Below are 239 nucleotides of genomic sequence, written 5' to 3'. Positions count from 1 at the left end.
AACTTGTTCGCGTGCCAGCTGGCCGCCAGGGGGCCGGTCTCGGCCTCGCCGTCGCCGATCACCGCCGCCACGACGAGGTCGGGGTTGTCGAACGCCGCGCCGTAGGCGTGCGCGAGGGCGTAGCCGAGCTCGCCGCACTCGTGGATGGACCCGGGCGTCTCCGGCGCGACGTGGCTGGGGATGCCACCGGGGAAGGAGAACTGGGTGAACAGCCGCCGCATGCCGGCCTCGTCCTGGGA

The 239-nt window shown here is 73.2% G+C and carries 1 pseudogene; it reads right to left on the bottom strand.

The features are described from left to right. A pseudogene (locus tag ACSNOK_RS36045) lies at window positions 1-239 on the bottom strand (phosphoketolase); the annotation flags it as partial.

Source organism: Streptomyces sp. URMC 126 (genome assembly GCF_051386555.1).
In the GTDB taxonomy this organism is placed as follows: Bacteria; Actinomycetota; Actinomycetes; order Streptomycetales; family Streptomycetaceae; genus Streptomyces.
This window is presented reverse-complemented; position numbering and strand designations above follow the sequence as displayed.